The organism is Rhizobium sp. BK379, assembly GCF_014193955.1.
Taxonomy (GTDB): Bacteria; Pseudomonadota; Alphaproteobacteria; order Rhizobiales; family Rhizobiaceae; genus Rhizobium.
This window is the reverse complement of record NZ_JACIAD010000001.1, coordinates 349,712-376,087: the sequence shown is the minus strand read 5'-3', so window position 1 is coordinate 376,087 and position 26,376 is coordinate 349,712. Positions and strand designations below refer to the sequence as shown.

The 26,376-nt window shown below is 60.7% G+C and carries 25 protein-coding genes; 16 read left to right on the top strand and 9 right to left on the bottom strand.

Annotated elements, in window-relative coordinates:
• The first annotated feature begins 18 nt into the window (after positions 1–18).
• On the top strand, positions 19–453 hold the full coding sequence (locus tag FHT93_RS01940) for a CBS domain-containing protein (RefSeq protein ID WP_029869207.1): 435 nt from the start codon (positions 19–21) through the stop codon (positions 451–453).
• A 24-nt stretch (positions 454–477) separates the two neighbouring features.
• On the opposite strand, the gene FHT93_RS01935 is transcribed toward FHT93_RS01940, so the two are convergent.
• The 3 genes from FHT93_RS01935 to folE form a co-directional block, all read right to left on the bottom strand.
• Positions 478–1,446 (bottom strand): patatin-like phospholipase family protein, encoded by a 969-nt coding sequence (locus tag FHT93_RS01935; protein ID WP_029869208.1) that lies wholly within the window; start codon positions 1,444–1,446, stop codon positions 478–480.
• 116 nt (positions 1,447–1,562) lie between these two features.
• Positions 1,563–2,015 carry a phosphoribosyl-AMP cyclohydrolase gene (gene hisI / locus FHT93_RS01930; RefSeq protein WP_029869255.1) on the bottom strand — a complete coding sequence of 151 codons (453 nt, stop codon included), beginning with the start codon at positions 2,013–2,015 and terminating at the stop codon, positions 1,563–1,565.
• Between the two features lie 25 nt (positions 2,016–2,040).
• Positions 2,041–2,655: a GTP cyclohydrolase I FolE gene (folE, locus tag FHT93_RS01925; protein ID WP_029869256.1), complete on the bottom strand. Its 615-nt coding sequence runs from the start codon at positions 2,653–2,655 to the stop codon at positions 2,041–2,043.
• Positions 2,656–2,995: 340 nt separating this feature from the next.
• On the opposite strand from folE, the gene FHT93_RS01920 reads away from it, so the two are divergent.
• From FHT93_RS01920 to FHT93_RS01895, 6 genes are all read left to right on the top strand, one after another.
• On the top strand, positions 2,996–3,442 hold the full coding sequence (locus FHT93_RS01920) for an iron-sulfur cluster assembly scaffold protein (RefSeq protein ID WP_183845965.1): 447 nt from the start codon (positions 2,996–2,998) through the stop codon (positions 3,440–3,442).
• A 3-nt stretch (positions 3,443–3,445) separates the two neighbouring features.
• Positions 3,446–3,847, top strand: coding sequence for a membrane protein insertion efficiency factor YidD (yidD, locus tag FHT93_RS01915; RefSeq protein ID WP_183845964.1), 402 nt, complete (start codon positions 3,446–3,448; stop codon positions 3,845–3,847).
• A 1-nt stretch (position 3,848) separates the two neighbouring features.
• Complete coding sequence (locus FHT93_RS01910; RefSeq protein WP_112968153.1) at positions 3,849–4,376, top strand: DUF1697 domain-containing protein; 528 nt, start codon at positions 3,849–3,851, stop codon at positions 4,374–4,376.
• Between the two features lie 119 nt (positions 4,377–4,495).
• A complete protein-coding gene (locus tag FHT93_RS01905; protein WP_183845963.1) occupies positions 4,496–7,093 on the top strand; it encodes an SEL1-like repeat protein in 2,598 nt (865 codons plus the stop codon).
• Between the two features lie 152 nt (positions 7,094–7,245).
• Complete coding sequence (thrS, locus tag FHT93_RS01900) at positions 7,246–9,252, top strand: threonine--tRNA ligase (RefSeq protein WP_112968151.1); 2,007 nt, start codon at positions 7,246–7,248, stop codon at positions 9,250–9,252.
• A 124-nt stretch (positions 9,253–9,376) separates the two neighbouring features.
• A complete protein-coding gene (locus FHT93_RS01895; RefSeq protein WP_112547669.1) occupies positions 9,377–10,216 on the top strand; it encodes a lysophospholipid acyltransferase family protein in 840 nt (279 codons plus the stop codon).
• 29 nt (positions 10,217–10,245) lie between these two features.
• Here the strand turns inward: FHT93_RS01895 and FHT93_RS01890 are convergent, their stop codons facing one another.
• A complete protein-coding gene (locus tag FHT93_RS01890) occupies positions 10,246–11,349 on the bottom strand; it encodes a hypothetical protein (protein ID WP_112547668.1) in 1,104 nt (367 codons plus the stop codon).
• Positions 11,350–11,462: 113 nt separating this feature from the next.
• Here FHT93_RS01890 and FHT93_RS01885 point away from each other — a divergent pair, with 113 nt between their 5' ends.
• The 3 genes from FHT93_RS01885 (at position 11,463) to FHT93_RS01875 (ending at position 13,904) form a co-directional block, all read left to right on the top strand.
• Positions 11,463–12,047 (top strand): nitroreductase, encoded by a 585-nt coding sequence (locus FHT93_RS01885; RefSeq protein ID WP_113117057.1) that lies wholly within the window; start codon positions 11,463–11,465, stop codon positions 12,045–12,047.
• The gene (locus FHT93_RS01880; protein WP_183845962.1) at positions 12,047–12,649 is read left to right on the top strand and encodes a flavin reductase family protein; all 603 of its coding nucleotides are present in this window, start codon (positions 12,047–12,049) and stop codon (positions 12,647–12,649) included. The genes FHT93_RS01885 and FHT93_RS01880 overlap by 1 nt, the downstream gene beginning before the upstream one ends.
• Positions 12,650–12,773: 124 nt before the next feature.
• The gene (locus FHT93_RS01875; RefSeq protein WP_183845961.1) at positions 12,774–13,904 is read left to right on the top strand and encodes a DUF2336 domain-containing protein; all 1,131 of its coding nucleotides are present in this window, start codon (positions 12,774–12,776) and stop codon (positions 13,902–13,904) included.
• Here the strand turns inward: FHT93_RS01875 and FHT93_RS01870 are convergent.
• Positions 13,901–14,308: a hypothetical protein gene (locus FHT93_RS01870; protein ID WP_183845960.1), complete on the bottom strand. Its 408-nt coding sequence runs from the start codon at positions 14,306–14,308 to the stop codon at positions 13,901–13,903. The genes FHT93_RS01875 and FHT93_RS01870 overlap by 4 nt on opposite strands.
• A gap of 127 nt (positions 14,309–14,435) precedes the next feature.
• Between FHT93_RS01870 and FHT93_RS01865 the strand changes: the two genes are divergently transcribed.
• Entirely contained in the window at positions 14,436–14,897 is a 462-nt protein-coding gene (locus tag FHT93_RS01865; RefSeq protein ID WP_183845959.1) for a GNAT family N-acetyltransferase, read from the top strand.
• A gap of 21 nt (positions 14,898–14,918) precedes the next feature.
• On the opposite strand, the gene FHT93_RS01860 is transcribed toward FHT93_RS01865, so the two are convergent.
• The 3 genes from FHT93_RS01860 to parE form a co-directional block, all read right to left on the bottom strand.
• Entirely contained in the window at positions 14,919–16,103 is a 1,185-nt protein-coding gene (locus FHT93_RS01860; RefSeq protein WP_112547663.1) for an AI-2E family transporter, read from the bottom strand.
• Positions 16,104–16,220: 117 nt separating this feature from the next.
• Positions 16,221–17,357 (bottom strand): esterase-like activity of phytase family protein, encoded by a 1,137-nt coding sequence (locus FHT93_RS01855; RefSeq protein ID WP_183845958.1) that lies wholly within the window; start codon positions 17,355–17,357, stop codon positions 16,221–16,223.
• A 143-nt stretch (positions 17,358–17,500) separates the two neighbouring features.
• Complete coding sequence (parE, locus tag FHT93_RS01850) at positions 17,501–19,573, bottom strand: DNA topoisomerase IV subunit B (RefSeq protein WP_112547661.1); 2,073 nt, start codon at positions 19,571–19,573, stop codon at positions 17,501–17,503.
• A gap of 205 nt (positions 19,574–19,778) precedes the next feature.
• Here parE and FHT93_RS01845 point away from each other — a divergent pair, with 205 nt between their 5' ends.
• The 4 genes from FHT93_RS01845 (at position 19,779) to FHT93_RS01830 (ending at position 23,985) form a co-directional block, all read left to right on the top strand.
• A complete protein-coding gene (locus tag FHT93_RS01845; protein WP_183845957.1) occupies positions 19,779–20,663 on the top strand; it encodes an alpha/beta hydrolase in 885 nt (294 codons plus the stop codon).
• A gap of 125 nt (positions 20,664–20,788) precedes the next feature.
• On the top strand, positions 20,789–21,559 hold the full coding sequence (gene tpiA / locus FHT93_RS01840) for a triose-phosphate isomerase (protein ID WP_112547659.1): 771 nt from the start codon (positions 20,789–20,791) through the stop codon (positions 21,557–21,559).
• Positions 21,560–21,667: 108 nt separating this feature from the next.
• Positions 21,668–22,213 carry a preprotein translocase subunit SecG gene (secG, locus tag FHT93_RS01835; protein WP_112968145.1) on the top strand — a complete coding sequence of 182 codons (546 nt, stop codon included), beginning with the start codon at positions 21,668–21,670 and terminating at the stop codon, positions 22,211–22,213.
• A 143-nt stretch (positions 22,214–22,356) separates the two neighbouring features.
• Entirely contained in the window at positions 22,357–23,985 is a 1,629-nt protein-coding gene (locus tag FHT93_RS01830; protein WP_112547657.1) for a CTP synthase, read from the top strand.
• Between the two features lie 64 nt (positions 23,986–24,049).
• Here the strand turns inward: FHT93_RS01830 and FHT93_RS01825 are convergent, their stop codons facing one another.
• Complete coding sequence (locus tag FHT93_RS01825) at positions 24,050–25,138, bottom strand: citrate synthase/methylcitrate synthase (RefSeq protein WP_183845956.1); 1,089 nt, start codon at positions 25,136–25,138, stop codon at positions 24,050–24,052.
• Between the two features lie 83 nt (positions 25,139–25,221).
• Between FHT93_RS01825 and FHT93_RS01820 the strand changes: the two genes are divergently transcribed.
• Positions 25,222–26,361, top strand: coding sequence for a citrate synthase (locus FHT93_RS01820; RefSeq protein ID WP_183845955.1), 1,140 nt, complete (start codon positions 25,222–25,224; stop codon positions 26,359–26,361).
• The last annotated feature ends 15 nt before the right edge of the window (positions 26,362–26,376 follow it).

Below are 26,376 nucleotides of genomic sequence, written 5' to 3'. Positions count from 1 at the left end.
TCTCCATAGGAGGTCCATATGGCCAGTTCCGTCAAAGCAATACTCGATCTGAAGGGTCGTGACGTCGTCACTACCGGGCCGAATACAACGGTTTCGGAAGCTGCTGCGATTCTCAGTAAGAAGAAGATCGGCGCGATCGTCGTCGTCGGCATGGAGAACAAGATTTCCGGCATGTTCACCGAGCGCGATCTCGTGCATGTCATCGCCAAGTCCGGCAAGGACGGGCTCGATCAGACGCTTTCTTCCGTCATGACCTCGAAGGTCTTTCGCTGCAACGAGCAGACCTCGGTCAACGAGCTCATGGAGCTGATGACCAGCAAGCGTTTCCGCCACATTCCCGTGGAAGCCAACGGCAAGCTTGCCGGCATCATTTCGATCGGTGACGTCGTGAAATCACGCATCGCCGAAGTCGAGCGCGAAGCCGAAGAGATCAAGGCTTATATTGCTAGTTAAGGGAATAAGGCTTCGCACCGGGCACTACGGGTGCCTGGCGTAGAGTTCCTGCATTCGCTGCAGCTCGGGCAGCCTTGCCCGGGCTTCTTCATAGCCACGTTCGATGGCTTCCCCCGCACGATGGAACTCCGACAGGCCGATGTCCGACAGGCGCGGCTGCAGTGAAATGTCCGGCGGGTCGCCGGCAAGCCGGGCCCGCGCGATCCGATCCTGGATGATGTTGAAGGCCTGCACCATGACGCCGGTCATGCCCATACGCGCGGAATAGGGAGCCTGCTTCTGCTGCTGCACTTCGGCGGGCGAGAGGCTGGCATTGTGGCGGACGACGGCGGAGCGGCCGTAGAGATCATAATTGAGATTGACGGCGACGACGAGCGGTTGCTCGTAGCTGCGGCAGACGGAAACCGGCACGGGATTGACGAGCGCGCCGTCGACCAAAGTGCGGTTATTGCTGCGCACCGGCTCGAAAATGCCGGGCAGGGCGTAGGAGGCACGGATCGCCGTGATCAGCGAGCCATTGGCGATCCAGACTTCGTGGCCCGTGTTGACCTCAGCTGCGACGGCAACGAAGGGCCGGTCGAGCTCCTCGATCGTCAGGCCTTCCAGATGCTCCTGCATGCGCTTGGTCAGGCGCATGCCACCGAAGAGACCGGAGCCACCGATCGTCAGGTCGAGAAGGCTTGCTATGCGGCGCATGGTGAGCGAACGGGCGAAACTTTCCAGCTCGTCGAGTTTGCCGGCGAGATAGCAGCCGCCGACGAGCGCGCCGATCGAGGTGCCGGCGATCATGCCGATCTCGATGCCGGCTTCGTCGAGCGCACGCAATACGCCGATATGCGCCCAGCCCCGCGCGGCGCCGCCGCCGAGTGCCAGGGCAAGCTTTGCTTTCTTTTCTGAGGGGGTTTCGACTGGGGGAATTGCCGTATCCTGGAGCGCTGTTGTGGCAGAACCTCCGCCCTCGGCGCTTTGACGATGCATATTCCAGCCCAGCATGGCGTTCCTCCCTCCCGGCAGAACACTCGGGTTCCCATTAACAGCCCCGAACCCTTTCCAAAGGGTATATGGAACCGACTTGCGTCGCAATAAGGGGCAGGTGACGGGGATTCGGTCTATTTTCCGTACACATCCTTGGGATCGAAATGCAGGTCGTCATCGACAATGGTCAGCATGGGCTTTCCATCCTCCAGGGTGATGGTGCGGTAGAAGCAGGAGCGGCGGCCGGTGTGACAGGTCGCGTCATGACCGGCGACCTCGACCTTCAGCCAGATGGCGTCCTGATCGCAATCGGTGCGGATTTCCTTGACAGTCTGGAGGTTGCCCGAGGTTTCGCCCTTCTTCCAGATCTTGCCGCGCGAGCGGCTGAAGTAGTGGGCGATGCCGGTCTGGATGGTCAGCGCCAGCGCATTGGCATTCATGTGGGCGACCATCAGCAGTTCGCCGTCGCCGGCATCGGTGACGATGGCTGTGATCAGGCCGCGATCGTCGAAGCGCGGCGTGAAATCGCCAGCGTCCTCCAGCTCGGATTTATCGTCCGATGGCTGATTGAAAATCAGTTCACTCATCGCGGCCCTCCTGAGGGAGCCGGTCTCAGCGGCCCCTTACCATTGTCATGAATCGGACCTGATCGGCCGGCTCAGTCTTGAACGTTCCTGTAAAGGTTGTCGTCAATGTGGTCGAGCCCTGCTTCTGAACGCCGCGCATGGCCATGCACATATGTTCGGCCTCGATCATGACGGCGACGCCGCGCGGACGGAGCGTTTCGTCGATGGCCTTGGCGATCTGCGAAGTCATCGTTTCCTGCGTCTGCAGGCGGCGGCCGTAGATTTCGACGACACGAGCAATTTTGGAAAGGCCGAGCACGCGGCCGTCAGGCATATAGGCGACATGCGCCTTGCCGATGATCGGCACCATGTGATGCTCGCAGTGGGAGAAGAAGGGGATGTCCTTCACCAGCACCATGTCGTCATAACCGGCAACCTCCTCGAAGGTCCGGCCGAGCACGTCTTCCGGGCTCATCTCGTAACCGGCGAAGAGCTCGCGATAGGATTTGGCAACACGGGCAGGCGTATCCAGCAGGCCCTCACGCGACGGGTCGTCACCGGCCCAGCGCAACAGGACGCGCACTGCGTCCTCTGCTTCCTGCTGGGAAGGGCGATCGGATTCGTGGACGGTATGCGGAAAATTCTTGACGATGGCGTCCATATTCAATGCTCTCCTGCCCGCAACGCGGACCGTAGTCGGACTAGCCACTGGTACCCCAAGCGGGAATTCTTGCACCTTTGGCAGGTTCCGGGGCTTTCCAGGCTCGTTTTCTCGAACCCTTCCGGCACGGTTTCCCAGTCAAACCCGATTGGCAAACGTATTGGTTCTCCAATCAAAGTTGTTCGGGGCCATTGCATTTCGATGACCCTCGAACGACATACATATAGGAAGACGACCCCGGTATGTAAGTATGCTGTCGTTTGACTGTGTGTTTTTTGTTTACACGACAATCACATAGGAATTAGCGTCGCTTTTAGGCGTTTTTGGAGCCAAATCCGTCATGGACGACATCTATAACAGCAAAATCCTCGAATTTGCCGGCAATATCACGCTGACCGGCACGCTTGACGACGCGGATGCGAGCGCCCAGGCGCATTCGAGGCTGTGCGGTTCGAAAGTGCGCATCTGGCTGAAAATGGATGGCGATACGATCAGCGCCTTTTCGCATGACGTGAAGGCCTGTGCGCTCGGGCAGGCGTCCTCCTCGATCATGGCCCGCCATGTCGTCGGCGCGACATCGGGCGAAGTGCGCAAGGCGCGCCAGGATATGCTCGCCATGCTGAAAGAAGATGGCGAAGGTCCGGATGGACGGTTCGCCGACATGCGCTATCTTCTTCCCGTGCGTGATTACAAGGCGCGTCACGCCTCCACCATGCTGACCTTCGATGCCGTCGTGGACGCCATCGGACAGATAGAGGCAAGACGCGCTGAAACCGTCGAGGCGTGAGCCATGTGCGAATTCTGTCTGCTACGTGAGGAGGAGGACGAGGGCGGTGCCGCCGCCCCGAAGCCTCGCGCCGACCCGCAGAAAACATTCTCGCGCAACTACCGGGGTCCGTTCCGCAAGACGCCGGACCGCCTGCTTGGCATGGCGCTGATCCGTCTCTACCAGTTGACACTCTCAGGCTTCATCGGCAATTCCTGCCGGCATATCCCGACCTGTTCCGAATATGGCTACGAGGCGGTTGCGCGCCACGGGCTGTGGGCCGGCGGCTGGATGACGCTTTTCCGCGTCGGCCGATGCGGCCCCGGCGGCACAAGCGGCCTCGACCCGGTGCCGGACATTCTCGCATCCCGTTTCCGCTGGTTCACGCCCTGGCGTTATTTCGCCCTTGGGCGGAAGGAGGCATAAGATGTGTACCTTCATCGCACTTCTGCACAGCATCGTCCTCACCTCCGAGCGACGCGTCATCATGGAAGATCTGCGCGCGCTCGCCAAAGAACTCGGCTATCACGACCCGCGCACGCTTGTGTCCACCGGCAACCTGGTTTTCGAGGCGGACGGAATGCGGCCGCACGAGGTCGAAGAGCAGTTGGAAGAGGCTTTTGAAGAAAAGTTCGGCAAGCATGTCGACATTATCGTGCGCAGCGACTGCACCTGGATGGCGCTCTGCGGTGCCAATCCGTTCAAGGACGGTATCGGGGATCAGGTGATCGTGCGCGTCAACCGCCTGCCGATCGACCCGGAAAAGGTGGAGGCACTGAAGCAGCTTCTTGTCGAGGGACAACGAATGAAGCTGGTCGGCTGCGATCTCTGGATCGATTTTCACGGCAAGCCGAGCCAGTCGAAACTGCTTTCGGCGCTCACGACCAAGCGCATGGGCGTCGGCACGATGCGCAACTGGAACACCGTGCGCGGCCTTTTTGAAATGGTGGTCTAGGCGCCGCCTGAAGAGCACGCTACCCGCGCTTTTCGCCTCTCGGCAAAAAAATATACTTGCAGTTGAAAAACTTGGGGATATCACTGTGTTTCCCGCCCCGTTTTTCAAATTTTGCGCTCATGAAACTCTTTCAATATTTCGCGACCGCGTCGCTCTTTCTTGCCTGCTCCATCGCCAGCTTTTCGGCACACGCTGCAAATGTGACCGACACCACCTGGGCCGAGTGCCGCCGTCTGGCAGGGGACGACGTCGATGTCGCTTATCTCGCCCATTGGCGGGACGCGCTTGCCGCCTGCCAGACCTATTTAAAGGCGGCCCCCGACTCTAGGGATGCTCGTTATTTCACGCTCGCCAGCCAGTTCAACCTTCAGCAATACGAGCCGGCGCTTGCCGGTTTCGAAGCCCTGGCGGCACAGGGGCACGCGCCCTCGATGGTCTATCTTGCGACCGCTTATGCGAACGGCAAAGGGCGCCAGCAAGACTTCGACGTGGCGTTGTCCTGGTTGAGAAAGGCATGGAAAACCGGTGACGCGCGCTCGGCCGAATATCTGGGAGAGATGTATAGGCTGGGGTGGGGTGTTGCTCAGGATTTCGCGACGGCGCGCTTCTATTTCGAGCTTGCAGATGAACTCGGCTACATCCCTGCCAAACGTTCGCTTGCGTGGCTTTATATTGACGGGGCTGGCGTTCCAATCAACCCCAAGCGAGGTTTCGAGCTGCTTTCCATAGCGGCGCAGCAAGGCAACGATGTCGCAGCAGCGGAGTTGGCGTATCTTTCCGCCAGGGGCATCGGCACGGAGAAGAACGTTACGCGCGCCGTCGCCATGTTCGACGAAATGGTACGAAGCGGCTCTGTCGAAGGTATGAGAAGGCTTGCGCGATACTATTTGAGAGACGGCGACAAAATCCAGAAAAAGACTGCCGTGGAACTGCTTGAGAAAGCGGTCGCGCTTGGTGACGGCGATGCCATGAAACAGCTGGCGGATGTCTATATCGCGGGCAAGGAGTTGCCGCGCGACTTCGCCAAGGCCGAAAGCCTGCTGGATGAAGCAATAGGACTGGGAACGCTGGCCGCATACTATGGCAAGGGCATGTTGTTTCTTAATATGCCTGATCGGCGCTATGGCGAGGCCATGTATTGGCTGAAGGAAGCTGCCGGTCGTGGCGACGCCTCTGCCATGGCGTATGTGGGCATGCTCTACGAGGGCGGCAACGGTGTGCTGGCGGACGAAAGTGAAGCGCGCATCTGGTATGAGAGAGCTGCCAAGCTTGGAAGTACTGCCGGCGCCCGGCGTTTCGGCGACGCGCTCTATTTCGGAATAGGCGGCCCCCGCGACATCGCGACTGGCGTAAAATGGCTGGAAAAAGCTGCGGCGTACAGCGACACCTATGCCATGCGGGCGCTCGCCTATTCCTATGAAAAGGGTAACGGCCTCCCAAAGGATGCGGTAAAAGCCTTCGAATGGTTCCATAAAGCGGCTGACGCGGGAGATACCGAGGCATTTATCGAGGTCGCCGACTGCTTCTATAGCGGCGCCGGGACGACGGCCGACGTCAAAAAATCCTTTGTCTGGTATCTCAAGGCGGCGGAAAGTGGCTCGGCCAAGGCGCAATATTCCGTCGGGCTTTTATATGGCAGAGGCGAGGGGACAACCCAGGATTCCAGAGAGGCGGTGCACTGGTTCAAGGTCGCGGCAGAGAACGGATATGCCGAGGCCTTTGTCGAGCTTGGTGACATGTACGCCAATGATGCCACACTGCCGCGGGACGACGGCAAGTCGACCGACTATCTGGAAAAGGGTGCCGCCGCCGGCAACGCTACGGCGATGATCCTGCTCGGGATCAAATATGAGGATGGCGATGGGGTCGCCCGTGACTATGCCAAAGCGATCGAATGGTACGAAGCTGCAGCCAACAAGAAATCCGCCGACGCGATGTATAGGCTCGGGACACTCTATCGCCTAGCGGATGGAAACCAGAAGGACTATGGCAAGGCCCTCGAATGGTTGACGAAGGCCGGCGCCAACGGCAATGCGAAAGCACAATATTCCCTGGGCGATATGTACGAGTATGGGCAGGGCGTGCCCATTGACCGCTCCAAGGCGCTCAGCTGGTTCATGATGGCAGCCTTCAAGCAATACCCCGACGCCATGAATGCCGTCGGCTACTATTATCAGAATGGCATCGCCACGGAAGAGAACCAGACCATCGCTCGCGACTGGTATCAGAAGGCGGCCGACGCCGGATCTGCGGCCGGTGCCCTCAATCTCGCGTGGTACTACGAAAGCGGCAAGGATCAGGATCAAGCGATCGCTTTCAACTATTACAAGAAATCAGCCGAACTCAATTCGGCCGAGGGCATGTTCGCGCTTGGGCGGTTCTACGATGATGGGCTAGGCACTGACGTCAACCGGCAGGAAGCCATCAAATGGTATCTGCGAGCGGCAGACATGGGCTACAAAAGAGCCGCCTATCGACTTGCCTATGCTTATGACGTGACTTTCAGCTCCGATAATGCAGCGGAGAACATCCTTCTGGCAATCCGGCAGGGCGACGGACAGATTGCCGATGAGCTGAAATCGTTTTCGCCCTTCACGCGCACGGCGCTGAAAAGAAGCCTGTCGCGACGCGGTCTCTACGATGGCCCCATGGACGATGAGATCGATCAGCCTCTGAAATCGGCCCTCAAGAACTATAAGAATAGCTATGGCGGATAGGCGCTCCCTCCCGTCTCTGCGTCGGAAGTGTCTCGCTTTTCCTTTACTCAGACACCAAATATCAGTATCAGGCGGCAGCGGCATCCCGAGCAGATGACGCTTCCGTTTCAACCACCCGCATTCGTTGGCGGGACTGGACAAGGAGAATTTGAATGTCCCAATCCGTTTCCCTGACATTTCCCGATGGTTCGGTGCGCAGCTTCCCGGCTGGCGCGACCGGCAAGGATGTCGCAGAATCCATTTCCAAATCGCTTGCCAAGAGCGCCGTCGCCATTGCGATCGACGGTACCGTGCAAGACCTTTCCGATGCCGTGACCGACGGCAAGATTGAGATTGTCACGCGCAAGGACCCGCGCGCGCTGGAGCTTATCCGGCATGACGCTGCGCACGTGATGGCAGAAGCCGTGCAGGAACTGTGGCCCGGCACGCAGGTGACGATCGGCCCGGTCATCGAGAACGGCTTCTATTACGATTTCGCCAAGAACGAACCGTTCACACCCGACGATCTGCCGAAGATCGAAAAGAAGATGAAGGAGATCATTGCCCGCAATGCGCCCTTCACCAAGCAGATCTGGTCGCGCGAGAAGGCCAAGGAAGTGTTTGCCGCCAAGGGCGAGCAGTACAAGGTCGAACTCGTCGACGCGATCCCTGCAGGCCAGGATCTGAAGATCTACAATCAGGGCGAATGGTTCGACCTTTGTCGTGGTCCGCACATGGCCTCCACCGGCCAGATCGGCAGCGCCTTCAAGCTGATGAAGGTTGCCGGCGCCTATTGGCGCGGTGACAGCAACAACGCCATGCTGTCGCGCATCTACGGCACGGCATGGGCTGACCAGGCCGATCTCGACAACTACCTGCATATGCTGGCCGAGGCTGAAAAGCGCGACCACCGCAAGCTCGGCCGCGAAATGGACCTGTTCCATTTCCAGGAAGAGGGCCCGGGCGTCGTCTTCTGGCATGGCAAGGGCTGGCGCATCTTCCAGTCGCTGGTCTCCTACATGCGTCGCCGGCTCGCCGTCGACTATGAAGAAGTCAACGCGCCGCAGGTTCTCGACACCGCGCTCTGGGAAACGTCGGGGCACTGGGGCTGGTATCAGGAAAACATGTTCGCCGTGAAATCGGCGCATGCGATGACGCATCCGGAAGACAAGGAAGCGGATAACCGCGTCTTTGCTCTGAAGCCGATGAACTGCCCCGGCCACGTGCAGATCTTCAAGCATGGCTTAAAGTCCTATCGCGAGCTGCCGATCCGTCTCGCCGAATTCGGTCTCGTGCATCGCTACGAACCTTCAGGCGCGTTGCACGGCCTGATGCGCGTGCGCGGCTTCACGCAGGACGACGCGCACATCTTCTGCACCGACGAGCAGATGGCCGCCGAATGCCTTAAGATCAACGATCTGATCCTGTCGGTCTACGAAGACTTCGGCTTCAAGGAAATCGTCGTCAAGCTCTCCACCCGTCCGGAAAAGCGCGTCGGCTCCGATGCGCTGTGGGATCGGGCGGAAGCCGTGATGACCGATGTGTTGAAGACGATCGAGGCGCAGTCCGAAGGACGCATCAAGACCGGCATTCTGCCGGGCGAGGGCGCGTTCTACGGCCCGAAGTTCGAATATACGCTGAAGGACGCCATCGGCCGTGAATGGCAATGCGGCACGACGCAGGTCGACTTCAACCTGCCGGAACGTTTCGGCGCCTTCTATATCGACAGCAATTCGGAGAAGACGCAGCCGGTGATGATCCATCGCGCCATCTGCGGCTCGATGGAACGCTTCCTCGGCATCCTGATCGAGAACTTCGCCGGCCATCTGCCGCTGTGGGTCTCGCCGCTGCAGGTCGTCGTCGCCACGATCACTTCGGAAGCCGATGCTTACGGCCAGGAAGTGGCCGATGCGCTCCGCGACGCCGGTCTGCATGTCGAGACCGACTTCCGTAACGAGAAGATCAACTACAAGATCCGCGAACATTCCGTTACGAAAGTTCCCGTCATCATCGTCTGCGGCAAGAAGGAAGCGGAAGAGCGCACGGTCAATATCCGCCGGCTCGGCAGCCAGGAGCAAACGTCGATGTCGCTGGATTCGGCGATCGAAAGCCTTGCCCTGGAGGCAACTGCGCCCGATATCCGTCGTAAGCTCGAGGCAAAGAAGGCCAAAGCAGCCTGAAACTGCCTTCTTGGACAATGACAGCGCCCGGCATCGATCTGTCCGGCGCTGTCAGAAATCTGACATGCAACAGTAATATAGCCGCCACAAAACAGGGGACGGGTTTATCCCGGCAGGCATTAGAGTGCGCTTCAAAGAGCTTTCCTACGCGAACGAACGGGATCCGCGCCTGAAGCGTTGGCTGATCCGCTCCATCGAGGGCCTTTCCGGCCGTGACCGTTACGTACGGCTCTACGACATCTGGCGCCGCGACATCGTCGGCAAGAGCGATCGCGTCTTCGGCAAGATGCTCGATCTCATCAATGTGGAAGTCGAGGTGAAGGGCAACTGGCCGCTTGAGCCGGTGCCGACCGAGCCCATCGTCATCGTTGCGAACCATCCCTTCGGCATCGGCGACGGCATTGCGGTGCTGGCGCTTGCCGAACAGCTTGGCCGCCCGTTCCGGGTGCTGATCCACAATGATCTCCTGAAGGTGCCGGAAATGGCCCCTTACTCGCTACCGATCTCCTTCGAGGAGACAAAGGAAGCGATGGCAATGAACATGAAGAGCCGTCACGAGGCTGTCCGCCTGCTGAAGGAAGGTACGACCATCGTGGTGTTTCCGGCCGGTGGTGTCGCTACAGCAAAGAAGGGTTTCGGCCGCGCCGAGGACCTGCCTTGGAAAATGTTCCCGGCCAAGCTCATCCAGGCGGCGCGCGCCAGCGTGCTGCCGATCTATTTTGAGGGCCAGAACGGCCGGCTCTTCCATCTCGCCAGCCGGGTTTCGATGACGCTGCGTCTGTCGCTGCTGATCCGCGAATTTCGCCGTCTCTCAGGCAGCACGATCACGGCGCATGTCGGCAGGGTATTGTCCTGGGAAGAATTGAGCAGCGGCAGCGACCGCAAGGATCTGCTCGTCCGCCTCTTTGACGCCGTCTTCTCGATGGCGCCGAAGAAGAAAGCCTTCCTCAAGCGCGCAAGCTGAAATTTCCCGATCGTTCGGATGCGGCGACGTCAGTCGAGGCTGGCGCCATCGCCGTTTTGAAGATCCTCATAAGACGGCAAAGCCGGCTGCGGCGGAATCTCACCGCCGGGCTGCGGCACGCCCTTCGGCCCGGCGGCGGCCGGTCCCGGGGATAAGGCTGTCGCAGCCGGGGCAATCGGCTGCTGGGCCTGCTGGTTCTTCATCAGCACTTCGACATCGGTATTGACGCCGGCAGCGACGGTGAAGTCACGCTGATAGATCTTGTCCTTGTTGCGGGCGACCGCCGTATACTCACCTTCGGACAGGACCATGGTCGGAAAGGCGCTCACGCTTTCGCCGACGCTGTCGCCTGCTGCCGTCAGGATCGACCAGGCCGTATCGGCTATCGCTTCGCCACCGGTTTCCGAAACCAGCTTGAAATTGATCTGTGCCGCCCTGTGCTGGATCGTCGCTTCGGTGAGCTTGCCCGCCTCCACCTGGATGTCGGCCCGGATGCTCGCGTTCACGTCGCCGTATTCGGAAACGACATGATAGGTGCCGGCGTTGAGACGCACGACCGTATTCGGCGGCACATCGGCCATGACAAGGCCGCGTTCGCCATCGTCGCGCACCTCGGCGGAATAGATCGAGAAGCTCAGCTGATCCGGGCGAATACGGACGTCGGAGCCGGAGACGGCATTGAGCAGCAACCCGCCGGCATCGAGAACCATGACCTGTTTATCGACCTCGCCATCATCCGGCACCGTCAGCTTCTTGGTGACGCCGGCGCGGCCGAAGGAAACATTGACGAAATAATCTCCGGCAGCGAGCTGGAAGGCCGCAGTGCCGCCACGAGAACTGGCGATCAGCGGCAGCTTGCCGTCATTTCCGGCAACAGGGCTGAATACATACCAGGAAAGCCCGTCTTCAACCGGCGCGCCATCGGCCGTCAATTTGGCTTCCAGCGAGACATCACGCAGGCGCACGCCTTCCTGAGCCGCGCCCGGCGCGATGAACGCGTTGAGCTTCGGCATTTTGGGCGTGGATTCAAGCTGCTTGAATTCCTTGAAGGCATCCTGGGCGGCAGCGCCAAACGGCGTCAGCATCAGGGCAAGAGCAAGGCCGATCCGTGCAAAAGGCAAAATGCCAGACATCCTGTTCGTGAACCGATTGACTTCTGAAATCGCAAAGTCCACTTCAAGACCAATGCCGTGGCAAATTCAAGACCTCCGGCCTCCCTCTGCATACAAATGAGAGTTTCCCCCGCATGAAATCCGATATCAAGCTGATCGATTACCTCTCCGTGCGCCGCTCCATCCCCGCGTTCCAGATGTGCGAACCTGGACCGGAGAAGCCGGAAATCGAAGAAATCCTGCGCCTTGCTTCACGCGTTCCCGATCACGGCAAGCTCGCCCCCTGGCGCTTCATTGTCTATCGCGGCGAGGAACGCGTGCGGCTTGGCGACGAACTGCTGAAGCTTGCCCTCGAAGCAAAACCCGATCTGTCCGAGGAAATGATCCAGGTGGAGCGTACGCGCTTTACCCGTGCGCCCGTCATTGTCGGCATCGTCAGCAAGGCTGGCCCGCATTTCAAAATCCCGGAATGGGAGCAGATCATGTCGGCGGGCGCGCTATGCCTCAATGTCATCCTGGCCGCCAATGCGCACGGCTATGTCGCCAACTGGCTGACGGAATGGTTCGCCTTCGACGAGCGCGCCTATCCGCTGCTCGGCGTCCAGCCGGGAGAAAAGGTTGCCGGCTTCATCCATATCGGTTCGACGACCTTTCCGCCCGTCGAGCGTCCGCGCCCTGAACTGACCGAAACGGTCACCTGGGTCGGCGGGGAAGACTGATGTTCTATACGACGGACACCAATCGGCACGGGCTGGCGCATGATCCCTTCAAGGCGATCGTGGCACCACGCCCGATCGGCTGGATCGGCAGCAAGGGCAGGGACGGAACGCTCAATCTTGCGCCCTATTCCTTCTTCAACGCGGTAGCCGACAAGCCGAAGTTGGTGATGTTTTCGTCGATTGGGCACAAGCACAGCCAGCGAAATGCCAGGGAGACCGGTGTTTTCACGTGCAATTTCGTCAGCCGTAATCTGGCGGAGAAGATGAACCTTTCCTCGTCCGCGCTACCTTACGGAACGAGCGAATTCGAATTCGCAGGGTTGACACCGAAGCAGGCCGAACTGATCGATGCGCCCTATGTGGCTGGGGCCTTTGCCGTGCTGGAATGCAAGGTGACCGAGATCATCGAGCCGAAGACGCTGTCCGGCGAGCCGACCGAGAATGTCTTCGTCTTCGGGCAGGTTGTCGGCATCCATATCGATGAGGCTATCATCAGCAATGGCCGGTTCGATGAGGCGCTGGCGCGCCCGGTCGCGCGCATGGGCTATATGGACTATTGCGAAGGAAGCGAGGTCTTCGAGATGTTCAGGCCGAAGGTCTGACGGTTTCCACGTAAGGCCGCGCAAACCCTAACAAATATGGTGAACCAATCATAAACTTTTTCAGGCTACCGTCGCTGTATTGAATGAGACGCGAAGGAATCGCGTTCAGTGCTGGGGCGTGGTCGTGATCATAGAGGCATTTCTTCGTTGGGCTGAAACGGCCAAGACCGCCGACAGGGCGGCCGCTGCAAATGCCCTCGGACGCGTCTACCTCAGATGCGAAATGTCGGACGAGCGGCGCGACGCGGCTGAGAAGGCAATGACCTATCTGCTCGACGATCCGTCGCCGCGTGTGCGCTTAGCGCTCGCCGAAGCGATCGCCTGGGCGCCGCATGCACCGCGCAACATCATTCTTTCGCTCGCCGAAGACCAGCCGGAGATCGCCTGCCATGCGGTCACCTGCTCGCCCATCCTGACCGACGCCGATCTCGTCGATCTCGCAGCACGCGGCAGTGGCACGACACGGATGCTGATTGCGGCACGCGCCCATGTGACGCGCCCGGTTTCCGCAGCACTTGCCGAGGTTGGCGATGAGGACGAAGTTCTCTGCCTCCTGGAAAACGACGGCGCCACGATTTCCACCCAGTCCCTGAAACGGATTGCCGAACGGCTTGGCGATGTCAGCGACATCAGAAACCTGCTTCTGGACCGCATCGACCTACCGGCAGATGCCCGCCAGCTTCTGACACAGCATGTCAGCAATGCGCTGGTCGGCCTGCCGCTCGCGCAGGCGGCAATCGGCCTGCAGAGGCTGCAGCGCATCAGCCGTGAAGCGACCGAAGCGGCAATCGTTTCCATTGCCGGCGATATCGCGCTCATCGAAGTGCCTGATCTGGTCGAACATCTTCGCCTGAACGACCGTCTGACGCCGTCCTTCCTCATGCACGCACTCTGCTGCGGCAAGGTGGAGTTCTTCGCTTGCGCCATCGTCAATCTGTCCGGGTGCAGCGACCGGCGCGTACGCGCAATCCTTGCTACCGGCCGCATGCATGCCGTGCGCGCGCTCTATGAATCGGCAGGTCTGCCGCGGGATATCAGCATCATCTTCGTGGAAGCGACGTTCCTGTGGCGCGAGGCTTCCCGCAAGACGTCGACCTCGCTGCTCGGCAGCATCTGCGGGCGTCTGCTTCAGAAATTCCACGGCCGGGTGGGGCAGCATGATGCCGTCGGCGAGCTGCTCGATATGGTGGAGAAGCTGCATGTGGCCGAGCAGCGCCGCTCGGCCCGTGTCTATGCGTCGCTGGCTGCTGCCTAGTCGGTAAAGCGAGCAGCGGCCCAGGAATAGCTCGCAGAGACGAAATGCAATGGCTTCGCCAGGGTATTCTTCACGTGCTGGCCGGAAGGCAGATTGGCGCGAACACGCTCGGCGATATTGTCCATGAAAGCCCCAATACCATCCTGTTGTTCGGCGACCTCGGGCGCTGTTGGAGCGGATGGTGCCGGCTTGGCCGGTTCGGCAGCGGCAAGCGATTTCGGCGCCTCGCAGACCGCAATGACCGTCGGATAGCTGGCATTGGCGTAGTTTTTCAGCCGTTGTTCAGCCTCGGCATCGCAGGCGACGACGGTTTCCCAGTGCTTGTCCACCGTGGCCACATAATTGCATTGGCTGACGGAATCGTCGCAACCGAGGATCGTCATGGCGATGAGGACGGCTTGCATATATTGCCTCCATGGCTATTGAGCGTGTCATCACCTTCGACAGCACAATTCCAACGGAATGAAGGCAGCGACGTTAACTCCCCGTCATCCGGGAAAATTCGCGCCATTCGTCGCAATAGGAGAGAAAATGCCTGTCACCATCGCTCTGGAATCGCCGCGCCAGGATGGCGTGATCCGCCTTCTTGATCTCTCCGATGCGTATGCGCAGTCGCTCTATCCGCCCGAGAGCAACCATCTCGTCGATATCTCAACCCTGGAAAAGCCGTCGGTGAGCTTCCTCGTGGCGCGCAACGACGACGAGATCGTGGGCTGCTGCGCGCTGGTCGAAGCGGGCGACGGCACGGCCGAGATCAAGCGCATGTTCGTCGACCCGCAAGCGCGGGGCCTGAAGGTCGCAAGCCGGCTGATGGACCGATTGGAGGAAATTGGCTTGGAGAAAGGGCTTATGGCAGTGCGTCTGGAAACCGGCATCTACCAGCCCGAGGCGATCGGCCTCTACAAGAAATACGGATACATCGAAATCGAGCCCTTCGGCCCCTATCAGCCAGATCCGCTCAGCCTTTTCATGGAAAAACGGCTGACTGTCTGACGACCTTCGCTGACAGGGAAATCAGCCCTCGGCGGCGCGTTGCACCGGGGGGGCCTGCTCGTCGAGGAGGATCTGCGGGCCTGTATCGGCGGTGCGGACCTCATGTATCCATTCCCGCCAGATAGCGACCAGGAGCGCCATCAGAACCGGGCCGATGAAAAGGCCAAGGAAGCCCATCGTCTTCACGCCGCCGACCAGGCCGAAGAAAGTCGGCAGGAACGGCAGCTTGATCGGTCCGCCGACGAGCTTCGGGCGTAGCGTCTTGTCGACGATAAAGAGTTCGACCGTGCCCCAGACGAAGAGCCCGATACCGGCGACATGCGAACCGCTGGCGAGCAGATAGACGGATACCAGCGTGAAGGAGAGAGGCGCGCCACCCGGGATCAGCGCCATGACGCCGGTCAGCACGCCAAGCGTGACCGGAGAGGGCACGCCGGCAATCCAATAGGCGACGCCGAGCACGATGCCTTCACCGATAGCAATCAGCGTCATGCCCATGACGGTCGAACTGATCGTGGCAGGCACGACGCGGGAAATACGCTCCCAGCGGTTCGGCAGGATGCGCTCGCCCAGCATGTCGATCTGCTTTGAGAAGGAGAAGCCGTCGCGATAGACGAAGAAGAGCGCAATCAGCATGAACAGCAGCGTCAGGAGCAGATGGAAGGCGCCGCCGCCCGCCGCCAGAACCGCGCGGTAAATGTTGCCGATATGAGCGCCGCTGACGGCCTGGATGAGTTCACCCATGGCGCCGGGGCTGCCGATATATTTCGTCCAGAGCTCATCGAGATAGGGACCGGCGAACGGCAGCGCGATGATCCATTGCGGCGTTTCCGCCCCGAAGCGGTTGGCGTGAATCGCCCAGGCAACCCAGGTGCGCACTTCACCGGTCGTGTAGGCAACGGCAAGGCCGATGGGAATGACGAGGAAGGTGAGAATAAGGATGATTGCGATGGTCGCGGCAATAGTCGTATTGCCGCCCACGCGGGCGAGGAGCTTGCGGTAAAGCGGCCAGCTCGCAAAGCCAATGACGAGGGCTGCAAGCACCGGCACCACGAAGCCGTAGAAGAAGTAGACGCCGGCTGCGGCAACGAGCACGAGCAGCCAGCGAGCAGCCGAAATGGAGGGTATCAGCGGCGTACGTATCGTCGCCGATGGCCCCAGCCATCGCGGCTCCGTATTGGTTTTCTGACGATCAAACACACCCACGCGCGCCTCTTTTTATTGTTGTCCTAGTTTATGGGCTATGAACCGGGCGGTTTCAAGGTCCGCCCGGATAAAGCGTATACAAAGCGTGGCTGTTTTTAGCTTCCGATCGCCTCGATATTATTGAGGGCGGTGGTTGATCTTGAAGGCGTAGAACTGACTCTTCTGGCCGGTCGAGAAATTATTGTCCGAACCGAGGATCAGGACATCAGTACCGTCCTTCGCCTTGCCGATTGCCATGGCCTCGATGTTGTCGGGCGTCAGGCCGATGGCGCGCAGATCCAGCACCTGGCTTTTGCGGGCCGGGACGACGCGCTGGTCGTTCTTGGCAAGCGAGGCGATGGCGGAGACATCGGTCGCGCCGTCGAGATCCATCATGAAAAGCTTGACGTTGTTGCCGAAGCCCTGGGCATAGCTGCGCTCGACGGCAAGCAGGCGGTGATCATCAAGCGCAATCATTTCCGACATGCCGTTGTCGTTGCCGCCATCGGCCTTCGTGGCGGCCTGCGGGATTGGCGAGACCGGATAGACATACTGAGCCTTCGGCTCCCCGGTTGCGCCGTCGTAGCGGATAATGCGCGACAGGCTGCCTGTCGTCAGGCTGGGGTTCGGGCCGTCCTGATAGAGGGCTGCCTCAACGCCGACGAAGACATCACCGAATGGAGACACTGCGATATCCTCGAAAGCGAGGTTGTCGCGGATGCCGGTCGACTTGTCGGCGGTCGGTGCAAAACCGTCGGGCAACTTGAACTCGCGCACGAAGGCGCCATCAGGAGAGGTGACGCGCACGAAGGGGGCGATCAGCGCCTTGGCGTCGCCTTCGCTACCCCAGTAAATGCCGTCCTTGCCGAAGCGGATGGATTCAGGATCGACGGTGCGCGAGGCAAAAGGCTGGCCGTTCTTGTCCTGGAAGGTGACATGCTTGACGACGGTGACGCCCTTCAGGCCGGCGGCGTCGACATCGATATCAAGATCGTAGAAGCGGGCCGGGGCCTTTTCGGAGCGATCGTCGCTGATGGCAATGTAATGGCCAGTGGCGGCATCGAAATCGAGGCCGGAAATGCCGCCGAATTCAACGCCGTTTTCCATCTGACCGGTCGGGATGACGAATTCACCGAGATAAGAAAGTGAGATTGCAGCGGCGCAATCGCCGAAGGGGCAGGCGGTCTCGACGGTCGCGCCAATATCGGTTGCGAAAACGGAAGCGGTGCTGGACAGGAAAACGAAAGCGGCAGTCGCGAGAAAACGCTTGGTCATGGCAAATATCCGGCAAAGGGTTGAAACAAGAGGGCCGGCGCTGCAGTGACCTCTCGGGCGGGCAGAGCGCCGGCCGTTCTATTGCGCCGGTATTTTGACGGAAGCGTAACGGTTCTTCGTCAGTTCTATGAATTCGCTAAGGCTTAAATATCGAGGTCTTCGGCGAAAGCCGCACGTTCCTGGATGAAACGGAAGCGTGCCTCGGCCTTGGTCCCCATCAGGTCGTCGACGGCATTGCGCGTGCCTTCGAAATCCACCTCGTCGATCAGCACGCGCAGAAGCGTGCGCTTTGACGGGTCCATTGTGGTTTCCTTGAGCTGGGCGGGCAGCATTTCACCGAGACCTTTGAAGCGGCTGATCTCGATCTTGGCCTTGCCCTTGAATTCAGTCTCCATCAGTTCGGCGCGATGCTCGTCATCACGGGCATATGCAGATTTTGCGCCCTGCGTGATCTTGTAGAGCGGCGGCACGGCGAGGAAGAGATGACCGCCGCGCACAAGCTCCGGCATCTCCTGATAGAAGAAGGTGATGAGCAGCGAAGCGATATGCGCGCCGTCGACGTCGGCATCGGTCATGACGATGATGCGTTCGTAGCGAAGATCCTCTTCGCGATATTTCGAGCGCGTGCCGCAGCCGAGCGCCTGGACGAGATCGGAGATCTGCTGGTTCGCCCCGAGTTTCTCGCGGCCGGCGCTGGCGACGTTGAGGATCTTGCCGCGCAGCGGCAGGATCGCCTGGTTGGCGCGGTTGCGTGCCTGCTTGGCGGAGCCACCTGCCGAGTCACCCTCGACCAGGAACAGTTCGGCGCCTTCGGCGGTGTTCTGCGAGCAATCGGCAAGTTTGCCGGGCAGGCGCAGTTTGCGTACCGCGGTCTTGCGGTTGACTTCCTTCTCCTTGCGGCGGCGCAGGCGCTCTTCGGCTCGCTCGATTACCCAGTCGAGAAGCTTCTCGGCTTCACCCGGATTATCGGCGAGATAGTGATCGAACGGGTCGCGCAGAGTGTTTTCGACAAGGCGCTGGGCTTCGACCGTCGCCAGTCGATCCTTCGTCTGGCCGACAAATTCCGGTTCGCGGATGAAGACCGAGAGCATGCCGACGGCCGAAATCATCACGTCGTCGGTGGTGATCTGCGCGGCGCGCTTGTTCTGCGTCAGTTCGGCATAACTCTTCAGGCCCTTGGTCAGCGCGATGCGCAAACCCGCCTCATGCGTGCCACCTTCGGGTGTCGGAATGGTGTTGCAATAGGAGTGAACCTGCGGATCGCCGCCATACCAAGTGATCGCCCATTCCAGCGCACCGTGGCCGGCAACCTTTTCGCTCTTGCCGGCGAAGATTTCGCGGGTGACGGTGAATTCCTTGCCCATCGTCGCCTGCAGGTAATCCTTCAGGCCGCCGGGGAAGTGGAAGACGGCCTTGTCAGGCACGTCGGAGCCTTCGGGCAGCACGCCCGGATCGCAGCTCCAGCGGATCTCGACGCCGCCGAAGAGATAGGCTTTCGACCGGGCCATGCGGAAGACTCGGCCCGCATCGAACTTCGCGTGGTCGCCGAAGATCTGCGGGTCGGGGTGGAAGCGAACCTTGGTGCCGCGGCGATTGTGCACATCACCCAGTTCCTCGATGCCACCCTGCGGCACGCCGCGCGAGAAGCGCTGGCGGTAGAGCTTGCGGTTGCGAGCCACTTCGACTTCGAGAACATCCGACAGTGCATTGACGACGGAGACGCCGACGCCGTGCAGACCGCCAGAGGTCTCATAGGCCTTGCCGTCGAACTTACCGCCGGCATGAAGCTTGGTCATGATGACTTCGAGCGTCGACTTGCCGGGAACCTGCGGATGGTTCTCGACCGGAATGCCGCGGCCGTTGTCGGTGACAGTCAGATAACCCTGAATATCGAGATGCACGTCGATGAAATCGGCATGGCCGGCCACCGCTTCGTCCATCGAGTTGTCGATGACTTCGGCAAAGAGGTGGTGCAGTGCCTTTTCGTCGGTACCGCCGATATACATGCCGGGGCGCATGCGCACCGGTTCCAGACCTTCCAGAACACGGATCGATGAGGCGCCATAATCATCGCCGTTCGACGTTGCCGGGGCAGGGCGCGCGGCAGCGGGTGCCGCAGCTGCGGCGGGCCGTTCGGCAGGTGCCGCAGGCTTTGCAGCCTCCTCCTGCTTTTGCGTGAGGGGCATTCCGGAAAAGAGGTCGTTGCTGTCTTCCATGGAACCGTTCAGATCTTCATTCTCGTGAAGGGCCGCCGCTGGCCCACAATAGTCGCGGTCCGTATCGCGTTTGCGAATCAGGGGAATTCTGACAGAAAGCGCCCCGATACGCGACGCGCCCCGGATTTGCGGAGCTTTTCAAGATGTGATTTGCGTTGCCGGGCGCCGAATGGCAAGTCGCGGCAGCTCTTTGGGAACCATCTGCATGCCGATGTCCACAAGTCATTGCACCATAATCACTGCAATTGCGGCCTTTTTCCTGTCCGCGGCTGTCACGACCACCTCGGCCGAGACGTTGCCGCCCTACAAGGACGATCTGTTTTCGACGCAGAAAGTGCTGCAGACGGGCGATGACGGCGCATCGGAAGTGATCGATTACGACGAGATGCGCGACATTAATGGGCGCGACCAGATCCCTCAAAAGCGGGTACAGCAGAAATATGTCTCGCTCGGTGTCAAGAAACTGCAGGCGGACGAAACGCTGTCGCTCGACGGCACCAGACTCGACGTCACCAGGGTGGGACCGGCTGAGAATGCCGCCTTCACGGTCATCTTCATCCATGGCCGCGACGGCGACCGGCGCCTCGGCGCCAACGACTATTCCTTCGGCGGCAATTTCAACCGGCTGAAGAACCTTACGGCCGGTAATGGGGGCGTCTACTATTCGCCGACGGTCAAAACCTTCGACGCCACTGGCGTGACCGCCATTGCCGGGCTCATCCGCTATGCAAGCGCACAGTCTCCCGGCCGCCCGGTCATCCTCAGCTGCGCCTCGATGGGCAGCCAGATCTGCTGGGGCATCACCCGTGACGCCGAGAGCGTCAAACGGCTGAAGGGGATGCTGATCATGAGCGGCGTGTCGGACCCGGATTTTGCGAAAAGCCCGTTCTACAAGGCCAAGCTGCCGCTCTGGTTTGCCCATGGAAGCCGCGACCCTGTCTATGCCGCCACCGACCAGCAGGCGCTGTACGAGAAGCTCCACAAGGCAAAATACCCGACGCATTTCACGCTCTTCCAGAATGGCAATCATGGGACGCCGATCCGCATGATCGACTGGCGCAGAGTGCTGAACTGGGTTCTGGCGTCCTGAACGGGCAGATTCCAGGTCACATAGGGCTTTCAGGCCATCATATTTCGCCGCGGCCACCCCAGGCGCTTTCCTTTGAGCCACGCTTTTGCTAAGGCCGCCGGATATGCGGATTTTGGGAGAGCAGCATGACACCTGACGTACGCCCGCTCGTGGCGGGGAACTGGAAGATGAACGGCACGCGCGATTCATTGGACCAGATCAAGGCGATTGCCCAGGGCGTCATGGTTCCCCTGTCCGACAAGGTCGAAACGCTGATCTGCCCGCCGGCGACACTGCTTTACGTCTCGACCGCGCTTGCGACCGACAGCCCACTTGCGATCGGCGGACAGGATTGCCATCAGGCCCAGTCCGGCGCGCATACTGGCGATATTTCGGCCGACATGATCGCCGATTGCTTCGGCACTTACGTGATCGTTGGCCATTCGGAACGGCGCATCGACCATGCCGAGACCGACCATATGATCCGCGGCAAGGCGCAAGCCGCCTATCAGGCAGACCTGACGGCGATCGTCTGCGTCGGCGAGACCGGCGAAGAGCGCGACGCCTATCAGACGCTCGACATTCTCAAGCGCCAGCTTTCCGGCTCGCTGCCGGGGGAAGCAACTGCTGACAATACCGTCATTGCCTATGAGCCCGTCTGGGCGATCGGCACCGGGCTGACACCGACGGCAAAGGACGTGGAAATCGCCCATGCCTTCATCCGCTCCGAACTCGTCCACCGCTTCGGTGATGAGGGCAAGGGCATGCGCATTCTCTACGGCGGCTCGGTCAAGCCCGGCAATGCCCGCGAACTGCTTGCCGTCGACAATGTCGATGGTGCGCTGATCGGCGGCGCGAGCTTGAAAGCCACCGACTTCCTCGCCATCTACGGCACATACGAGGCGCTGCTCGCCTGAGTCGATTGCATATTCCTGGCCGAAGGGCTTGGAATAGCTGATGACCTCATGTAAAGAGCCGCCAGATTTTTACTTTATGTCCGTCCTCAGACGGGCAGGACTGGACCCATGCAGACCGTATTGATTGTCATCCATCTCATGATCGTGCTCGCGCTCGTCGGCGTCGTGCTCATCCAGCGCTCCGAAGGCGGCGGTCTCGGTATCGGCGGCGGATCGGGCTTCATGTCGGCCCGTGGCACGGCCAATGCGCTGACGCGCACGACGGCGATCCTGGCGACGCTGTTTTTCCTTACTTCGCTCGGCCTCGGCATCCTGACCCGTTACGAAAGCCGCCCGACCGATATTCTCAATCGCATTCCGGCAACGAGCGGGCAGGGCAACGGCATTCTCGATTCGCTCGGCGGTGGCAACACGCCGGCTCCGGCCCAGCCTGCCGATAATAGCGGCATTCCGAATGGCGGCGCTGCGGCACCGGCACCGGCTGCCCCGGCAACGCAAGCTCCTGCAGCGCAGGCGCCTGCAACTCAGGCACCGGCTGCGAGCGCCCCTGCGGCGACCGCCCCGGCTGCTCCGACGACGACGGCTCCGGCCCAGCCTGAGGCTCCCGCCGCGACCGCGCCGGCACAGCCTTCCGGCGTCCCCACGGGACAATAAGCCGGTCCAGAAAATAAACCGCCGGCAGGCCCTCGGGTCTGCCGGTTTTCTTTTGTTCAGATTCTTGCGCCACGCACCAAAAGTTCTGGAAAAGAATTTTTGGGCTGGTGGAATCGTTTTTGAAAAGGTATCCGGTGACTCCCATGGCGCGATACGTATTCATCACTGGCGGCGTGGTTTCTTCCCTCGGAAAAGGAATTGCGGCCGCGGCTCTCGGAGCGTTGTTGCAGGCCCGTGGTTATCGGGTCCGGCTTCGCAAACTTGACCCCTATCTGAACGTGGATCCGGGCACTATGAGCCCGACCCAGCACGGCGAAGTCTTCGTCACCGACGACGGCGCGGAAACCGACCTCGATCTTGGCCACTACGAGCGTTTTACCGGACGCTCGGCGACCAAGACCGACAACATCACCACCGGCCGCATCTACAAGAACATCATCGACAAGGAACGCCGCGGTGATTATCTCGGCGCGACCGTTCAGGTCATCCCGCACGTCACCAACGAGATCAAGGATTTCGTCATCGAAGGCAATGACGACTATGATTTCGTCATCTGCGAAATCGGCGGCACGGTCGGCGATATCGAGGCGATGCCCTTCATGGAAGCGATCCGTCAGCTCGGCAACGACCTGCCGCGCGGCACTGCAATCTACGTGCACCTGACGCTGATGCCCTATATTCCGGCAGCCGGCGAACTGAAGACCAAGCCGACGCAGCATTCCGTCAAGGAACTCCAGGCGCTCGGCATTCATCCCGACATCCTGCTGGTGCGCGCAGACCGGGAAATCCCGGAAGCCGAACGCCGCAAGCTGTCGCTGTTCTGCAACGTGCGCCCTTCCGCCGTCATTCAGGCGCTCGACGTTGCCAATATCTACGACGTGCCGATGGCCTATCACAAGGAAGGCCTCGACGACGAAGTGCTTGCCGCCTTCGGGATCGAGCCGGCTCCCAAGCCGCGCCTCGACCAGTGGGAAGAGGTCTGCAACCGCATCCGCACCCCGGAAGGCGAAGTCACGATCGCGATCGTCGGCAAGTATACCGGCCTCAAGGATGCCTATAAGTCGCTGATCGAAGCGCTGCATCACGGTGGTATCGCGAACCGCGTCAAGGTCAAGCTCGAATGGATCGAGTCGGAGGTCTTCGAAAAGGAAGATCCGGCACCGTATCTCGAGAAGGTGCACGGCATTCTGGTACCGGGCGGCTTCGGCGAGCGCGGTTCGGAAGGCAAGATCCATGCGGCGCGTTTTGCCCGCGAGCGCAAGGTGCCGTATTTCGGCATCTGCTTCGGCATGCAGATGGCCGTCATCGAGGCTGCGCGCAACCTCGCCGATGTCTCGAACGCCTCCTCGACCGAATTCGGCCCGACGCCGGAGCCGGTTGTCGGCCTGATGACGGAATGGGTGAAGGGCAACGAGTTGCAGAAGCGCACGGCAGCGGGCGATCTCGGCGGCACGATGCGTCTCGGCGCCTACAAGGCGTCCCTGAAGAAGGGCACGAAGATTTCGGATATTTACGGCTCCACCGATATCTCCGAGCGTCACCGCCATCGCTACGAAGTCAATATCGACTACAAGGACCGGCTGGAAAACTGCGGCCTCGTCTTCTCGGGCATGTCGCCTGACGGCGTCCTGCCGGAGACGATCGAATATCCCGACCATCCCTGGTTCATCGGCGTTCAGTACCATCCTGAACTGAAGTCCCGCCCGCTCGATCCGCATCCGCTCTTTGCAAGCTTCATCGAAGCGGCGACGGAACAGAGCCGATTGGTCTAATTCTTCGCTGTTACACAATTCCAGCCGCTCCCTCCGAAACGAGGGAGCGGCTTTTTTCATTCCGTCACGCCGCCTGCGGCAGCGGTCCCACGTAGACCGAGCGGGGACGAATGAGACGACCTTCCAGCCCCTGTTCGCGGGCATGGGCGACCCAGCCGACAGTGCGGCCGATCGCAAAGACGCCGGTGAAGGCATCGCGCGGGAAGCCGAGGCTTTCCAGAAGCAACGCGGTATAGAATTCCACATTCACATCCAGTGGTCGGTCTGGCTTGCGCTCCTTCAGGATCGCGAGCGCTGCCTGCTCAACAGCTTCGGCAAGCGCGATGCGGCCGGTATTCACCTGACCTGCAGCAACAAGCGGCTTCAGCGCATTTTTCAGCGCATCGGCACGCGGGTCGCGCACGCGGTAAACACGGTGGCCGAAGCCCATCAGCCGTTCGCCGCGATCGAGCGCCGAGCGCAGCCAGGGGCCGGCATTGGCATCGCTCCCGATACCGTCAAGCATATCGAGCACCGGCCCCGGCGCGCCCCCATGCAGCGGTCCCTTCAGTGCGCCGATCGCCGCCAGCACCGAGGAGGTGAGGCCGGCGCGGGTGGAGGCGATGACGCGCGATGCGAAGGTTGAGGCGTTGAGGCCGTGATCGGAGATCGTTACGAGATAGGTGTCGAGTGCACCCGTCTGCTCGGCGCTCGGCACCGTGCCCGATAGCATCCGCAGGATATCGGCTGAATGCGACGAGCCGGCATCGGGCTTTACCGGCTTCTCGCCGCGCTGCAGGCGCAGAACCGCCGGCAGGAAGACAGCGGGTGCTGCAAGCAGGCGAAGCGCAGTGTCGATATCTTCACCGTCCGGCAACCGGGCGACGAGTGCTCGCATCGCATCGACCGGCGGCAGCGCCAACAAGCGGGAATCGGCGGCTTTGACTTCCGCGAAAACTACCCGTCGCGCCTGGCCAAGCCGGCGGCGCAAATCGGTTGCATCGAGATGCGGTTCGATCAATCCATCCAGCAGCAGCGCGGCGACATCTTCATAGGTACTGCGCCCGGCCAGATGATCCAGGGATATGCCGCGGATGATCAGCCGGCCCGCTTCGCCGTCGACATCCGAGAGCTGTGTTTCAGCGGCAATGACATCTTCCAAACCATTTTTCATGGGTTTTCTCCTTTACCAGAAGAAAGATCGGACCTAGTTTGGTTGACGTCAATCTTGATGTAATTGATCAATATGAGGTTGCGATGACCTGGGTGACAGCAGAGGAAGCGTTGGCGGAACTCGGCACCAAGCCGCAGACGCTATATGCCAATGTCAGCCGGGGTCGCATCCGTGCCAAGGCCGACCCAGCCGACCCGCGCCGCAGCCTCTATCAGCAAAGCGACGTCAAACGGCTTGCCGAGCGGCATGCCGGCCGACGCAAGAGCGAGACGGTCGCCGCCGAGGCAATCAGCTGGGGCGATCCCGTGCTGGCATCCGCGATCTCAACCATTGCCGCGGGACGATTGCTTTATCGGGGGCGGGATGCGACGGAGCTTTCAGTGCATGCGACGCTGGAGGAGACTGCGCTGCTCCTTTGGAACGCGGAAAGTTTTACCTGCGTGGCAGCGCGCGCGCCAGAGCCGGCAGCGCCTGCCATTCAGGCTGCACTTCTGGCGCTGGCAGGACGGGTGAGCGCCGATCTGCCGTCGCTCGGACGTGCGCGCCCCGCCTTGCAGATGGAAGCATGCAGCGTGCTTTCCACCATTGCCGATGCACTGGCGCCAGGCCCGACAGACCATTCCCTGCATCACCGTCTTGCTGCATGCTGGGGCAGGCCGGAGGCCGCCGATTGCCTGCGTCGGGCGCTCGTCATGTTCGCCGATCATGAGCTGAATGCCTCGACCTTCGCTGTCCGCGTCACGGTTTCGACGGGAGCGGCACTTTCTGCCGCCGTGCTCTCGGGTCTCTCGACGCTGACCGGCCCACTGCATGGCTCGGCGTGGCGGAGTATCGATGCCCTTGTCGAAGCCGCATCCAGCATCGGGGCGGAGTGCGCGATCCGCCACCAGTTGCTGCGGGGAAGCAGGCTGGGGGCCTTCGGACATCCGCTTTATCCCGACGGCGATGTGCGGGCACGCGTTCTGCTCTCGTCTTTCGACGTGCCGCCAATCTTCCGCGATGTTCAGCGGGCCGGCGAAGAGATGGTGGGCGAGCCGGTCAACGCCGATTTCGCGCTTGCCGCCATGACGGCCGCCTTCAAACTGCCGGAGGAGGCGCCGATCATCATCTTCGCACTGGCGCGCACAGCCGGCTGGCTGGCGCATGCGATGGAGCAGATCGAAAGCGGCCATCTGATTCGCCCTCGCGCTCGCTACATCGGGCCGTCACCGAGCGGACCCTGAATGTTTCCGAATGGC